The following is a 14369-nucleotide window of genomic DNA, read 5'->3' as shown; positions in this document are numbered from 1 at the left end:
TAAGTATGCAGCAGGCGAGAAGAACATTGTGCTAAAAAACGAAATATGATGTACAGAAGCGGTAATTTTAAAATTAGAGGCTTATTATTTATCTGCGTTTTAATGAGCGCGGTGTTGCTGATGTCTTTTCTGATCACTCCCGGCCAGACCACTGTATACCTGGCAGGCGATTCAACGATGGCCAACAAGCAGCCAAAGGCTTTTCCGGAGACGGGCTGGGGGATGCCTTTCAGCTCTTTTTTTGATAGTACGGTACTTGTTGATAACCGTGCGCAGAATGGCCGAAGCACCAAAACATTCATTAGTGAAGGCTTATGGGATTCTATTATCAGCAGTTTAAAGGAGGGCGATTACGTATTTATACAATTTGGCCACAATGATGAGGTGCCGACCAAAAAAAGCTATATTAATGAGCAGGGGTACCGGGATAATTTAGCAAGGTTCGTCCGCGAAACGAGGGAAAAAAAAGCCACTCCGGTATTGCTGACGCCTGCAGCACGAAGAAAGTTCGATACAACAGGAACTATCGTCAGTACGCACGAAGTGTATTCGGCCATAGTACGTAAACTGGCAGCAGAACAAAAGGTTCCGCTGATTGACCTGGACAGGGAGAGCCAGGCTTTATTGCAAAGGCTCGGTCCCGAAGGATCAAAAAAGTTGTTTAATTACCTTGCTCCGGGAGAAAGTATTAACTATCCGGAAGGCCGGGCCGATGATACGCACTTTAGTGAGCTGGGGGCCCTGAAAATGGCCGAAATAGTTTTAGGAGGTATCCGGTCGTTAAAGCTTGGGCTTACCCCGCATATTGCGCATTCAAATGTTAAACCTTTATATGAAAAATAAACTGCTGTTCATTATTCTATTATTAATTATAAGCGGGCAGGTTCTTGCGCAACAAAAAAAGCGAATATCCGTAGCCGGTACCAATTATATCTCTAAAGTATGGGTGGCGGACCAGGGTAACGGCACCTATAAAAATCCGGTAATAAATGCCGATTATTCCGACCCTGATGCTATTCGCGTTGGCGATGATTTCTATCTTGTTTCTTCCAGCTTTGAAGCAATTCCCGGTTTGCCTGTATTGCATTCAAAGGACCTGGTTAACTGGAGCATCTTAGGCCATGCGTTATTGAAGCAACCTCCTTTTGATCATTTCGACGTACCGCGGCACGGCGACGGGGTTTGGGCTCCTGCTATCCGTTATTACCATAACGAGTTTTATATTTATTATCCCGATCCTGATTTTGGGATTTACGTGGTAAAAGCTAAAAATCCCGCCGGCCCTTGGAGTAAACCTGTTATGGTGATGGAAGGCAAAGGTATCATAGATCCCTGTCCGCTGCTGGATAGCGATGGCAGCATGTACCTTGTACACGGCTTTGCAGGCAGTCGGGCCGGTATAAAAAGCGTAATAGCTGTAAACAAATTGAACAACGACGGAACCGGGGTAGTTGACGATGGCGTGATTGTTTATGACGGACATGAAACTGACCCTACCATAGAAGGCCCGAAGTTTTATAAGCGCAACGGGTATTACTACATTTTTGCTCCTGCTGGCGGTGTACCCACAGGCTGGCAGCTGGTACTGCGTTCAAAAAATATCTATGGGCCATACGAGCGGCGGGTGGTAATGGATCAGGGGGAAAGCGCCATCAACGGCCCGCACCAGGGTGCATGGGTGGATACACCAACCGGAGAAGACTGGTTTTTACATTTTCAGGATAAGGGTGTGTATGGGCGCGTAGTGCATTTACAACCAATGACCTGGAAGGATAACTGGCCTGTTATTGGCGTGGATAAGGATGGTGATGGTAAAGGCGAACCTGTATCAACTTATAAAAAGCCCAATGTTGGTAAAACTTTTCCGGTAAACACTCCGCAAGAAAGCGACGAATTTAACGCCACATCTCCGGGCTTACAATGGCAATGGATGGCCAACGCGAAGCCCGTATGGATGTTTATGAATGCCAATAAAGGAACTTTGAGGCTTTATAGTTATCAACCGCCAAATGATGCCGCTAACCTGTGGTTTACGCCAAATGTGCTGTTACAAAAGTTTCCGGCTGATGAATTTATAGCTACTACAAAAATCACCTTTACGCCTAATTTAAAGCTGGAAGGCGAAAAAACGGGGCTTACTATTATGGGGTTCAGTTACGCTAACATAGCCATGCAAAGTAAAAAGGATGGCACATACCTGGTATTTACTACTTGTATGGAGGCAGATAAAGGCAAAAAAGAGCAGGAGGAAGTGATTACTAAGCTATCGTCGCCAACCGTTTACCTGCGTGTTAAAGTAACGAAGAATGCCGTATGTACCTTCAGCTATAGTACGGATGGAGTAGATTTTAAAAATACAGGCAGGCCATTTACCGCCGGGGCCGGCCGTTGGGTTGGGGCCAGGATTGGCTTGTTTTGTACACGCACGAGCCAGATCAATGATTCGGGTTATGCCGATGTAGACTGGTTCAGGATCACGGCTAATAATTAGCACAACATGTTGTGGATATATATTAAAACTGATATCAATAATTTGTTAATCAACAATAAAAAAAATAAAATGAGGATGATCCGGTTGGTTTATCATCACTAAAATGAATTTTGTATGAGGAGTGATCAGCTTATAAAAAGGTGCCTGTTTATTATTGCCATCTTTTCACAGTATTCGTTAGTATTACAGGCTCAAAATAAGCAGCCTTATTCACAGCGGATGGCACAAACGGTTATGACTATCTGGAAAGATAGCCTCACAACCGGCGACAAGTGGACTTATGACCAGGGAGTGATCTTGAAAGGCATAGAAGGCGTTTGGCAGCAAACAGGCGACAAAAAATACTTCAGCTATATACAGCAATGTATGGACAGATATGTTACGCCCGACGGCAATATCCGTACCTACCGGCAAGCTGATTATAATATAGATAACGTGTTGTGCGGCCGTAATTTGTTGACGTTATATAAAGTGCTGGGCACCAAAAAATACTATAAAGCGGCAACATTGCTGCGCGAACAACTGCGGAAACAACCGCGTGTACCCGAGGGGGGCTTTTGGCATAAAAACCGCTACCCAAACCAGATGTGGCTGGACGGTTTATATATGGGCGAGCCTTTTTATGCCGAATATGCTGCTGCCTTTCATGAAGATACCGCTTTTAATGATATAGCCAGGCAATTTATCCTGATGGAAGAAAAAGCCCGCGACGCAAAAACCGGGTTGTTATATCATGGCTGGGATCAAAGTAAAAAAGAACGCTGGGCTAACCCTGAAACCGGCCGGTCGCCTAATTTTTGGGGCAGGGCAATGGGCTGGTATGGGATGGCATTGGTTGATGTGCTTGATCATTTTCCGGCGCAGCATCCCAAACGCGCGGAGCTATTGGCGATACTTAACCGGTTTGCCGCTGCAGTTGTTAAATATCAGGATGAAAATTCCGGCTTGTGGTACCAGGTACTTGACAAAAGTGACGCCAAAGGAAATTATCCTGAAGCATCAGCATCATGCATGTTTGTATATACCATGGCAAAAGCGGTAAGGCTGGGATACTTACAACCAACCTATTTGCCCGCCATTCAAAAAGGCTATAACGGAATTATCAAAAAGTTTATTGAAACTGATGCAAATGGACAGTTAAATCTTAATGGCACGGTGAGCGTATCAGGTCTTGGAGGGAAGCCATACCGTGACGGGAGTTATGAATATTATTTAAGCGAAAAGGTAATAACTAACGATGCTAAAGGGGTTGGAGCATTTATATTGGCCAGCGTAGAGGTAGAGCGCCTGGCCGATCTGCATGGCGGAATAACAAAACCATAATTCCCGGTAGCCCAAAAAGGCCTTACAGGTATTATGATTATTACAAATTACGTTGCCGATTATAGGAATGGCACCTCTGCTAATACGCTTTAGATTTTTAACTTTGATCCACTATGAAATGGATCACGCGTGCCCGTCCTAAAATTGACCGTATTGCCTGCCCATGGCTCATCAAACGCTTCATTGATCCTGAAGGTGAAATCATCTACGTTCCATATGAGGAAGTGCTGACGAAAGCGGCGGAGCTGGATGCTATCCCTTTTGATATTCCCAATGTAGAGTATACTCATTATGAAGATCAATGCACTTTTGATTATTTCCTCAAAAAACACCAGTTAAAAGATGCAGCTTTAAGCCGGCTGGCTGCGATAATCAGGGGGGCAGATACCGACCGCCACGATTTTGCACCGCAATCTGCCGGGCTGGAAGCGGTATTTTCGGGGTTAAGATATGATATTGCCGATGACCAGCAACTCCTGGCATTAGGCATGGTGATCTACGACGGGCTATACAACTGGGCTAAATATCTCCATAAACAAAAGCATACCGATGGGCCTGTTGAACAAAGGCTTATACAGGTTTATCACCAGTACCTTAAAAGTAAAGGCGATAAAAAAGCACCATCCTGGACAAAGGAACTTAAAGAGATGATCCAGGATCAGATTGATACCAATATGAGCCTAGGGCCATTTTTCCAGGATTTTTAGGCAGCATACCGGCCAAAGCCCTTCGGAGTATAAAAAAAGCCTGACCAAAAAGTAAAATCCATCCAAATGGTAAATTTTATCCAAGCTTTTCCTGTAGATTGTTTATAGCGTTGCATCATAAATTTATATGTAGTGTATTCAAAAAACTATTCGAAATTTTATCAGGGTAAAACCTCAAAAATTATACGGTTGATGCTGGCCATAGGGCTGTTTTGTCAGCAACTTCATGCACAGCAAACCGGCAGCGTTTACCTTGATTCCCTGCTCAGCACGGCGACCCGTAATTACCCGCTGATTAAAGCCAAACGTTTACAAACCCAGAGATTGCAGTATGCCGTTAAATTGCAGCAAAACGGCATCATTCCTTCTATGAATGCATCTTACCAGCTGGATTATGCTACATACAACAACATCACGGGTATGATCTATCCGCAGTACATTACACCTATCAGCGGCCCGCCAAGCAAATCCAATGATTATAAAGGTACGCCGGGAAGTGCCGCGGCTCTGAACCTGCAATGGGAGCCTTTTACCTTTGGGCAGCGCGGAGCAGCAGTTGAATTAGCCAGGGGGAAACTCCAGAATGGGCAAGCAGATGAAACACTTACTATTTTTCAGCATAAGATATTTGTGATTAATGCCTGGCTCAATTACCTGCTCACGGCCCACCTGGTTAAAGTTTATCAAAGCAATATCAACAGGGATGCTTACCACCTGAAACAATCGCAGGCTGTTGTTTCGAGCGGGTTAAGGCCTGGAACGGATTCATCTACTTTTCATGCCGAACTGGCTAAAGCGCAGATCCAACTCATTGCTTTTGAACGGCGAAGGGATTCATGCCTGATCGTTTTAAAAGAACTTACCGGTGGAAGATTACCTGGTAACCCGGTTGCAGATTCTGCAATGTTTAAGGGCTTGCCTGTTACTATTCCTAATGCAGATAATACCGAACACCCGGAGTTAAGCCTGCAAAAAACCAATGTGCTCACCAATGAATTAACCCTGAAAACCTACAAACGGAGCCTTTTGCCTAAATTAACCATCTGGAGCGTGGGTTATGGCCGGGGATCAGGCGTAGCCGCCGATGGTTCGGCCAATAACAGTGACGGGTGGCGTTTTGAGCGGTATAATTATGGTATCGGCGCACAGCTTTCTTTTCCAATCCTGGAAGTATTTCGGCAGAAACCGTTATTTAAACAGCAGCAACTGAATATTGACGCAAGCCGGGAGCAACTCAAACAAACCGAACTGCATTTGAACACCGAGCGGGAAATAGCAGATTCTGCTTTAACTAAAGCCATACAATCTGCCCGCCTGGCACCGGAAGCATTGAAAGCTGCCCGGTATGCCTACCAGGCCACACAATACCGCTATCAGTCGGGGCTCATCAGTTATTACGATGTGATCCAGTCCCTGCAATTGCTTTACCAATCGGAAGCCTCGGTTAAGATCGCTTATTGGGCCGCCTGGAAATCTTTATTAACTAAAGCCGCCTACCAGGGCAATATAGATATCTTTTTAAATCAATACGGAAAATGAATATCATCCAGCTTATATATGGCTCATTAAGAAAACCGGTAACGATCATTGTCGCGGTTATCGCCATTATTTTCTTTTCCGTAATTTCTATTCGCAACATGCCCGTGGATATTTTTCCAAAACTGGGCACCCCGACTATTTATGTAGCGCAAACCTATGGCGGCCTGTCTGCGGAGCAATTGGAAGGTTATATCACCTCTTATTATGAATACCACTTTCTGTATGTTACCGGCATCAAATCGGTTGAAAGCAAGACTATACAAGGCGTAACCCTGCTCAAGCTGAATTTTCACGAGGGCACAGATATGGGCCAGGCCACCGGTGAGGTTGTTGCGATGGTGAACCGGGCCAGGGCATTTATGCCGCCGGGTACGATATCCCCCTTTGTTACCCGCTTTGATGGTGGCAGTGTGCCGGTAGGGCAACTGGTATTCAGCTCAACGCGATCCCTGTCTGAAGTGCAGGACCTGGCCCTGTTTAAGGTGAGGCCAATGTTCTCTACGCTGCCGGGCGTTTCCGCCCCGCCGCCGTTTGGGGGTAACCAGAGAACCGTGCTTATTAAAGCCGATCCTGATAAATTACGCAGCTATAACGTTACACCCCAGGATTTGGTAACTGCCATTGCCAAAGGGAATGTCATTACCCCATCGGGCAACATTCGTGTGGGCGACCAAACCCTGATCACACCGCAAAATACGGTTGTGGAGAATATCCAGGACCTGGCTAATATTCCCATCAAAACAGGGAGCGGCCCGGCTGTTTTTGTACATGATGTGGCCGCAGTGGATAATGGAGCGGATATTACATCTGGCTATGCGCTTATTAACGGCAAACGCTCGGTATATATCCCCGTAACCAAAAGGGCCGATGCCTCTACCTGGGATGTGGTTCAACGGGTTAAAGCGGCATTGCCGGATATGCAGGCGGCCATACCACCGGATATCAAAGTAAGCTATGAGTTTGACCAGTCAGGCTATGTCATCAACTCGATAAAAAGTTTAACTACAGAAGGGGTGTTGGGCGCTGTGCTCACCGGCCTGATGGTACTATTATTTCTGCGTGACTGGAGAGGCTCGCTCATTGTAGTGCTCACTATTCCGCTGGCTTTGTTATCAGCGGTTATTTGTTTGAAATTATTCGGGCAATCTATCAATATCATGACTTTAGGCGGCCTTGCGCTGGCCGTTGGTATTTTGGTAGATGAAGCTACCGTTACCATAGAAAATATCCATCATCACCAGGAAAAAGGCGAACCCAAAGGCCGGGCAATACTGGAAGCTTCTAAAGAGATAGCTTTACCCAAGCTGTTAATATTGCTGTGTATCCTTGCCATATTTTTCCCTGCATTTTTTATGTCAGGCATTCCTAAAGCGATGTTTTTGCCTTTATCGTTAGCGGTAGGTTTAGCCATGATCGCCTCATTCCTGCTTTCGCAATCCTTTGTCCCGGTCATGGCCAACTGGCTTTTTAAAGATCATCCTGGCGAAAATGCAAAAGAGGGGGAAAGGATGCTCAAATTTAAAGACCGGCATGGCAGATGGCTGACAAAAGCCGCCAGCTCTTCTACATTGATTGTCTCGCTATACCTGTTGGTATCTGTGATTGCCGCGGTTTTGTTGTTTAATGTTTTGGGTAAAGAATTATTTCCCAAAGTTGATGCCGGCCAGTTCCAGGTTAGGGTGCGTTTAGCCGATGGCACCCGTCTTGAACGTACGGAAACCAAAACCAAAGCTTTGCTGGCCTTGATAGATAGTTTGTCGGGCGGGCAAAAAATAGCCATTACCTCTGCGTTTATTGGCAACCAGGGATCGTCATATCCTGTTAATGCCATTCACTTATGGACAAGCGGCCCCCAAGAAGCCGTTCTTAAAGTCAATTTCATGGAGAATGCCGGCATACATCTCGAAGATTTTAAAGAAAGTTTAAGAAAAGAGGTGGCCCTTAAAATACCCGGTATGCAAATTTCCTTTGAACCGTCGGACCTGGTAGACCAGGTAATGAGCCAGGGCACCAATACCCCTGTGCAGGTTAGAATATTGGGGAAGAACCTGTTGCAGGACAGAGAATTTGGGCAACGGATCCTGGATCAATTACACAAGTTGCCATACCTGCGGGATATTACCTATGGCGCACCTCAAAGTTACCCTGCCATGAAGCTGGAATTTGACCGGGTTCGGTTAGGGCAGTTAGGTTTAACCGTTGATGATGCCAGTAAATCGCTGATTGCGGCTACGTCTTCCAGTAGGTTTACACAGCCCAATTACTGGCTGGATAAAGCTAACGCCACCGCCTACCAGGTGCAAGTGCAGGTGCCTGAGTTTATTATGAACGACCCCGGTAAAGTAGATAATATCCTGTTGGGCTCAAATGGCGGCAAACAGGTATTTATGCGGGACGTAGCCAGCTGGAAGATGGGTAGGATAGAAGGGGAGTATGACCGTTTAAACCAAAAGCGTTTTATCACGCTTACAGCTAACCTGCATGGCAAATCGTTAGGTGCGGCCATCCGCGATATCGATAAGGTTATTGCCGGTTTAGGGAAGCTGCCCGATGGCATGAAGATCCAGCAGCAGGGCCAGGCAGAAGTGTTTCAGCAAACATTTGATGAATTGCAAACCGGTGTTCTGCTGGCCATTGTCGTGATATTCCTGTTGCTGGCCGTTAATTTCCAATCATTCAGGGTTTCATTGATCGTGATCGGTATTATACCGGGTGTATTGACAGGATGTTTTTTACTTTTATGGTTAACCGGCAAAACCTTAAACATCCAATCCTATATGGGGTGTATCATGGCTATCGGGGTAGCAGTAGCCAATGCTATCCTGTTTATCATCCAGGCAGAAAACTACCGTAAACTAAGAACCGAAAATTCATTTTTGATCGGGATCAGGGACAGGACGAGGCCCATCCTGATGACCGGCCTTGCAATGATTGCCGGGATGGTCCCGATGGCATCGGGAATAGGTGAGGGCGGGGACCAAACCGCACCTTTAGGTATAGCGGTGATAGGCGGGTTAGTATTCGGGTTGCTATTAAGCCTGTTTATATTACCGTTGATTTACCAGGCCTTAGCCGGTGACCGCCCGGTTAAGCCAATCTCACTTGATCCCGACGATAAGGAAAGCAAATACTTTACCATTACTGAACCAAACGCATGAAAGCATTATATACATATTTAGGATTAGGCATGCTGCTGCTCGCGGCTTGCGGCAGCAATGAAAATAAAACGCCGGCAGCAACTACGGCAGCGCCGGCAAAACAACCTGTAGAGGTCGTTGAGCTTAAGGCAGATAAGGTGAGCAATAAACTCACCCTTACCGGAGAAATTATACCAAACGACCGTGCCAATATCTATGCCCGTACAGCGGGTTATGTGAAAGATGTAAAAGTGGATATTGGCAGTAAGGTGAGGAAAGGCCAGGTGCTTTGTATCCTGGATGCACCGGAACTAAAAGCTGGCGAGGCGCAGAGCCGCAGTAACAGCCAGGGAGCTTATTCCAAATTTCAGTCAAGCAAAAGCATTTATTCACGGTTGCTAAAAGCATCCAAAACACCTGGCGCCATATCAGATAATGAGCTAGACATTGCCCGTAACCAAATGAAAACGGATAGCTCGGCTTACGAGGCTTCCAAAGCTGCCAACCAGGCTAACCATGCTTTAGAAGATTACCTGGTTATCCGGTCGCCATTTAATGGAGTAGTTACCGCACGTAATATTTTTAAGGGCGATTATGTAGATAATACCGGAAAGATCCTGCTTTTTACGGTAGAGGATAACTCGTTGTTAAGGATTCAGGTGCCTGTACCGGAGGCTTATAATGCCACTAAAATAGAAGATAACCAGGCCTCGTTTACCGTTGCTGCTTTGCCGGGAGTTGTATTTAAAGCCAATCTTGCGCGAAAATCGGAAGCAATCAGCTCAGATACCCGGAGCGAAATATGGGAGTTTAATTTCCCCAATCAAAAAAGCCAGCTTAAACCCGGTATGTTTGCCCAGATCACCTTAAACTTAGATCGTCCTGCCCCCGGTTTTACAGTGCCTTTCAAGACTGTTGTAACCACGCAGGAACGCAAGTTTGTGGTGAAACTGGTGGATGGCAAAGCAAAATGGGTAGATGTAAAAACCGGGTTTACCGGTAAAGAAAAAGTGGAAGTTACCGGTGATCTGAAAGATGGCGACAAGCTGGTTAAACAGGCCAATGAGGAGATGAAAGAGGGCACAATCCTGCCTGTTAAGCAATAGCTAAACCAGCAGCATTCAATTTTAAACAGGGCGTTTAAATATGGCCTGACATTTAAAGAAGGAGGGTTTTGAACACCTTGGTTCAATCAGCATTTTTGCCACACCTGAAGATACTCAACGAAAAAGATTGCTCGAAACCAAATAATCTCCTGAGGATTTTCCTAAAAACACGATTCTGCGGGATGAATGGGAACCTATTAGAACACTTAGATGGTATTTTAATAGTAGTAAGAAATTGTAAAGCAGTCCTCTGATGTAAATTCAAAACAAAAAAAATGCAGAAAAGCTTGGATATATTCTAACTGTTTTAATCCTGGTATCGCACCAATTTTTGGGGATCAAAAAAATGATTCAATGGGCCATGGCCTTCACCGGTTTTAACATCCTTACCCTGCTCAATCGCCTGGTGAACATAATTTTTACTATTGGCGATGGCCGTTTGCAGGTCATTACCCAACGCGATAAAGCAAGCGATAGCCGATGACAGGCTGCATCCTGTGCCATGGGTATTAAAACTATCAATGGCGGTCGATCTGAAAATTCGTTCGTCGCCATTATAATCTAAGTAAACGTCGAAAAGATCGGGCCCCTGCAAATGTCCGCCTTTGATGAGTACGGCCTTGCAGCCGTATTGCATGATGCGCTTTGCGGCACCTTTCATGTCACCAAGGGTTTTAATCTTCATTTCAGCCAGGATAGCAGCTTCATCCAGGTTAGGCGTAATGAGTTGAGTCCGGGGGAACAAGTGTTTCTTTAAGGCTTCGGCTGTATCATCTGCTATCAGGCGGCGCCCGCTGGTAGCGGCCATCAACGGGTCAAAAATAACCGGGGTATTGGGGTATTCTCTTAAAGTCTCCGCAATGCCGATCGCCAATTCCGTACGGTGTACCATCCCGATCTTAATAACCAATGGTTTAAGATCGTCCATTACTGCTTTAATCTGAGCCTTTACCACATCAACCGGGATAGGATAAATATCACTAACCCCTAAGGTGTTTTGTACTGTAACCGCCGTAATGGCCGTTGTGCCGAAACAGCCCAGGGCACTCATCGTTTTCAGATCTGCCTGTATACCCGCTCCGCCACCGCTATCCGATCCGGCGATGCTTAATACCACAGGATACCTATATCTGCTCATTTTAAATCAACCCGTTTTTTAAACTGTACATTTCGCCTGTGAATAATGATTTTAATAGTTGAATCGCCATTTTACTGCGCTGGCCCGTTTGACAGCAGAAGATTAGCTTTTTTCCTTCGGGCAATTTTTCGATATGATCTTTAAGTTCATATAAAGGAATGTTGATCCCGCCGATATTATAATCTTCAAACTCGTAGGTTTCGCGTACGTCGATCAGCAGGATATTGTCCGGACATTCGCTTAACCAGTTATTCAACTCGTCCATCCTTATCTCAGGAACCTCAACAACGGTAGTTGCGTTTTTTGGCTGACGCTGTTTTTGCTGTTTGCCGATCTTAAAAATACAAGTTGAGTTATCAAGTGCGTTAATGGTCATTAGCTTACCCGATAGTGTTTCGCCAATGCCGCAGATGATCTTGATAGCCTCGTTAGCCATATAAGTGCCGATGATACCGGGTAACACACCCAATACACCGATTTCGGCACAGTTTGGAACTTCGTCCGAAGAAGGCGGTTCGGGGAACACATCCCGATAACCCGGCCCGTCCTGATAATTGAACACGGATACTTGGCCTTCAAACTTAAATATCGAGCCAAATACCAATGGCTTATTAAGAGCTACACATGTATCATTAACCAGGTAACGTGTCGCAAAATTATCCGATCCGTCTATAATCAGGTCATATTCCCTGCAAATGTTTTCAGCGTTTTCCGCAGTAAGGCGTTCGGCAAAAGCAGTGACAGATGTGTGAGGATTCAACAATACCAGTTTTTCCTTAGCTACGATGGCTTTAGGCCGGCCTGCATCTGCCACGGTATACAATATCTGACGGTGCAGGTTACTAATATCAACCCAATCGTCATCCACTATACCGATGATGCCAACCCCTGCCGCTGCCAAATATTGCAAAGCGGGGCAGCCCAGGCCACCGGCACCTACCATCAATACTTTGCCGCACTTTAATCTTTCCTGTCCGGATAAGCCTATCTCGGGTAAGATGGTCTGCCTGCTATACCGTTTTAACTCATCTGTTTGTAACATGATCTATCGAACTAAACTATGATCCCAATCCTTCCAAACCGGTTCATAGCCGTTTGTTTTGATAACCTGCGCAATTTGCTGCGGACTGCGTTCATCGCTAATTTCAAACTGCTCCAGCGACGCCGGTTCAACAGCATATCCGCCGGGGTTTGTTTTTGAGCCCGCGCTGATATGGGTAATACCCAATCTGATGATATTGTTCCTGAAGTTTTCAGATTCTCTCGTAGACATCGAGAGCTCAACTTCCTCGTTAAATAACCGGTATGCGCAGATCAGTTGTACCAGTTCACGGTCATTCATTTCTACTTTGGGTTCTAAACCTCCGCTAAAAGGCCTTAACCGGGGAAACGAAAGGCTGTATTTACTTTGCCAGTAATTTTTCTCGAGGTAATTAAGGTGCAATGCCGTAAAAAAACAGTCGGTGCGCCAGTCTTCAAGGCCAATCAACACTCCCAGGCCCATTTTGTGGATGCCTGCCTTTCCCAGGCGGTCAGGAGTTTCAAGGCGATAATCAAAATTCGATTTCTTGCCCCTGGGGTGATGTTTTTTATAATCTTCCTTATGATAAGTCTCCTGGTAAACCAACACTGTATTGAGCCCGTAAGGAGTTAATTGCTGATAGTCTTCCAGGTCGAGCGGCTGTACTTCCATCGAGATATGCGCGAAATGCGGGCGAACCAGATCGAGCGCTTTTTTAAAATAGTCTACATGCACATTTTCGTTATCTTCTCCGGTTACCAGCAGTACGTGGTCATAGCCCATTTTTTTGATCACGCTTACTTCCTGCATAATTTCCATCGGCGACAGCGTTTTACGCCTCACTTTATTATCATAGCTAAAACCGCAATAAGTACAAATGTTTTTGCACTCGTTGGACAGGTAGAGCGGTACGTACATTTGTATTGTTTTGCCAAAGCGCCTCAGGGTTAATTGCTGGCTAATAGTTGCCATTTGCTCCAGGTAAGGCGCGGCGGCAGGAGATACCAGGGCTTTAAAATCCTCTAATGTGCGTTTGCCTGCAGCCAATGCCCGTTCAACATCGCTGCTTGTTTTGGCATAGATACTGGCTTTAGTTTCCTCCCAGCTATGGGTTTCAAAAATATCTTTAAAACTATTCATCTAAAAACGAGGTTAAAGGGCTGCTGGCAACAGCATGGCTTACCGGCAGCGCCAATTTGGCCTGATAGGCCACACGTCCTGCTTCTACCGCCATTTTAAATGCTGCTGCCATTTGTGCGGGGTTACCCGAAACTGCAATGGCCGTATTCACCAGAACGGCATCCGCGCCGATCTCCATCGCCCTGGCGGCCTCCGATGGAGAACCTATCCCTGCATCCACAATAACGGGCACGTTGCTCTGGCTGATAATGATCTCTAAAAAATCGATGGTTTTTAATCCTTTGTTGCTGCCTATAGGTGAGCCTAAAGGCATTACGGCCGAGGTGCCCGCATCTTCCAGTCGCTTACACAATACCGGGTCGGCATGAATATAAGGCAAAACAATGAACCCCAATTTAGCCAGCTCTTCCGTAGCGTTTAATGTTTCGATAGGATCGGGCAGTAAGTACTTGGGGTCGGGGTGTATCTCCAGTTTGATCCAGTTGGTTTCCAGCGCTTCTCTTGCCAGCTGTGCCGCAAAAATAGCCTCTTTCGCATTGCGCACGCCAGAAGTATTGGGCAACAGGTTAATATGCGGATATTTAAGGTGGAGAAGCAAATCGTCCTGATCGTTATTTTTGATATCCACACGTTTTAAGGCAACGGTAACCAGTTCGGACCCCGATGCCAGCAAAGATTCTTCCATCAAAACAGATGAGCTAAACTTACCGGTTCCGGTAAATAAGCGGGAGTTAAAAGTTTTATCGGCTATTTTTAGCATGGCTTTA

11 protein-coding genes are annotated in these 14369 nt (G+C 45.8%); 7 read left to right on the top strand and 4 right to left on the bottom strand.

Going from position 1 to position 14369, the window contains the following annotated elements; genetic code table 11:
- Positions 1-45 precede the first annotated feature (45 nt).
- The 7 genes from SNE26_RS09705 to SNE26_RS09675 all read left to right on the top strand — a co-directional run bounded on the left by SNE26_RS09705 (position 46) and on the right by SNE26_RS09675 (position 10303).
- The gene (locus tag SNE26_RS09705; protein ID WP_321559161.1) at positions 46-843 is read left to right on the top strand and encodes a rhamnogalacturonan acetylesterase; all 798 of its coding nucleotides are present in this window, start codon (positions 46-48) and stop codon (positions 841-843) included.
- A complete protein-coding gene (locus SNE26_RS09700; protein ID WP_321559160.1) occupies positions 833-2491 on the top strand; it encodes a glycoside hydrolase 43 family protein in 1659 nt (552 codons plus the stop codon). The genes SNE26_RS09705 and SNE26_RS09700 overlap by 11 nt, the downstream gene beginning before the upstream one ends.
- A 114-nt stretch (positions 2492-2605) precedes the next feature.
- Positions 2606-3814 (top strand): glycoside hydrolase family 88 protein, encoded by a 1209-nt coding sequence (locus SNE26_RS09695; protein WP_321559159.1) that lies wholly within the window; start codon positions 2606-2608, stop codon positions 3812-3814.
- Positions 3815-3927: 113 nt separating this feature from the next.
- Positions 3928-4521, top strand: coding sequence for a chromate resistance protein ChrB domain-containing protein (locus SNE26_RS09690; protein ID WP_321559158.1), 594 nt, complete (start codon positions 3928-3930; stop codon positions 4519-4521).
- A 192-nt stretch (positions 4522-4713) separates the two neighbouring features.
- Positions 4714-6060 (top strand): TolC family protein, encoded by a 1347-nt coding sequence (locus SNE26_RS09685; protein ID WP_321559157.1) that lies wholly within the window; start codon positions 4714-4716, stop codon positions 6058-6060.
- The gene (locus SNE26_RS09680; protein WP_321559156.1) at positions 6057-9218 is read left to right on the top strand and encodes an efflux RND transporter permease subunit; all 3162 of its coding nucleotides are present in this window, start codon (positions 6057-6059) and stop codon (positions 9216-9218) included. Before SNE26_RS09685 ends, SNE26_RS09680 begins: the two co-directional genes overlap by 4 nt.
- A complete protein-coding gene (locus tag SNE26_RS09675) occupies positions 9215-10303 on the top strand; it encodes an efflux RND transporter periplasmic adaptor subunit (RefSeq protein ID WP_321559155.1) in 1089 nt (362 codons plus the stop codon). Before SNE26_RS09680 ends, SNE26_RS09675 begins: the two co-directional genes overlap by 4 nt.
- Before the next feature lie 307 nt (positions 10304-10610).
- Here the strand turns inward: SNE26_RS09675 and thiD are convergent, their stop codons facing one another.
- The 4 genes from thiD to SNE26_RS09655 are packed head-to-tail and all read right to left on the bottom strand — an operon-like array spanning position 10611 to position 14362.
- The gene (gene thiD, locus SNE26_RS09670; RefSeq protein WP_321559154.1) at positions 10611-11441 is read right to left on the bottom strand and encodes a bifunctional hydroxymethylpyrimidine kinase/phosphomethylpyrimidine kinase; all 831 of its coding nucleotides are present in this window, start codon (positions 11439-11441) and stop codon (positions 10611-10613) included.
- Position 11442: 1 nt separating this feature from the next.
- Entirely contained in the window at positions 11443-12483 is a 1041-nt protein-coding gene (locus SNE26_RS09665) for a HesA/MoeB/ThiF family protein (RefSeq protein ID WP_321559153.1), read from the bottom strand.
- A 3-nt stretch (positions 12484-12486) separates the two neighbouring features.
- Positions 12487-13602 carry a 2-iminoacetate synthase ThiH gene (thiH, locus tag SNE26_RS09660; protein WP_321559152.1) on the bottom strand — a complete coding sequence of 372 codons (1116 nt, stop codon included), beginning with the start codon at positions 13600-13602 and terminating at the stop codon, positions 12487-12489.
- Positions 13595-14362, bottom strand: a complete 768-nt coding sequence (locus SNE26_RS09655; protein WP_321559151.1) for a thiazole synthase — start codon at positions 14360-14362, stop codon at positions 13595-13597. The genes thiH and SNE26_RS09655 overlap by 8 nt, the downstream gene beginning before the upstream one ends.
- Positions 14363-14369: the final 7 nt, after the last annotated feature.

Source organism: Mucilaginibacter sp. cycad4 (assembly GCF_034263275.1).
In the GTDB taxonomy this organism is placed as follows: domain Bacteria; phylum Bacteroidota; class Bacteroidia; order Sphingobacteriales; family Sphingobacteriaceae; genus Mucilaginibacter.
The sequence above is the reverse complement of the archived record's forward strand: the minus strand, read 5'-3'. Positions and strand labels throughout refer to the sequence as shown.

Bases quoted from the DNA above. Each gene is read 5' to 3' on its own strand.
- SNE26_RS09705 (WP_321559161.1), top strand. From the start codon at position 46: ATGATGTACAGAAGCGGTAATTTTAAAATTAGAGGCTTATTATTTATC.
- SNE26_RS09700 (WP_321559160.1), top strand. From the start codon at position 833: ATGAAAAATAAACTGCTGTTCATTATTCTATTATTAATTATAAGCGGG.
- SNE26_RS09695 (WP_321559159.1), top strand. From the start codon at position 2,606: ATGAGGAGTGATCAGCTTATAAAAAGGTGCCTGTTTATTATTGCCATC.
- SNE26_RS09690 (WP_321559158.1), top strand. From the start codon at position 3,928: ATGAAATGGATCACGCGTGCCCGTCCTAAAATTGACCGTATTGCCTGC.
- SNE26_RS09685 (WP_321559157.1), top strand. From the start codon at position 4,714: ATGCTGGCCATAGGGCTGTTTTGTCAGCAACTTCATGCACAGCAAACC.
- SNE26_RS09680 (WP_321559156.1), top strand. From the start codon at position 6,057: ATGAATATCATCCAGCTTATATATGGCTCATTAAGAAAACCGGTAACG.
- SNE26_RS09675 (WP_321559155.1), top strand. From the start codon at position 9,215: ATGAAAGCATTATATACATATTTAGGATTAGGCATGCTGCTGCTCGCG.
- thiD (WP_321559154.1), bottom strand. From the start codon at position 11,441: ATGAGCAGATATAGGTATCCTGTGGTATTAAGCATCGCCGGATCGGAT.
- SNE26_RS09665 (WP_321559153.1), bottom strand. From the start codon at position 12,483: ATGTTACAAACAGATGAGTTAAAACGGTATAGCAGGCAGACCATCTTA.
- thiH (WP_321559152.1), bottom strand. From the start codon at position 13,602: ATGAATAGTTTTAAAGATATTTTTGAAACCCATAGCTGGGAGGAAACT.
- SNE26_RS09655 (WP_321559151.1), bottom strand. From the start codon at position 14,362: ATGCTAAAAATAGCCGATAAAACTTTTAACTCCCGCTTATTTACCGGA.